Below are 275 nucleotides of genomic sequence, written 5' to 3' on the forward strand. Positions count from 1 at the left end.
TTCGAAACAGTGAATACACCTTTCGGATCAGCTGGTAGTGAAATAACATATGGCTTCTTTATTTCAATTCCTTTTTGTAATTCATCGACAGAAATTGCTTTCGGTTCATTTGAATTTGATTCAGGCGGAGCTTCTTTTCTTGTTGCCCACGGCAATTCTTTTACCTTTGATTCAGGCGGAGCCATGTACAATTTTGGATATCCGAGTGATTCATTTGACGATGCGATTTTATAAATTTGGTTCCCCATAAATCCTGACCATGGCAATCCAGATGC

The 275-nt window shown here is 38.9% G+C and carries 1 pseudogene; it reads right to left on the reverse strand.

The annotated features are described in order from the left end of the window. A pseudogene (locus tag MR107_RS30740) lies at positions 1–275 on the reverse strand (PepSY domain-containing protein); the annotation flags it as partial.

The organism is Bacillus cereus group sp. BfR-BA-01441, from assembly GCF_022663075.1.
Classification (GTDB): domain Bacteria; phylum Bacillota; class Bacilli; order Bacillales; family Bacillaceae_G; genus Bacillus_A; species Bacillus_A cereus.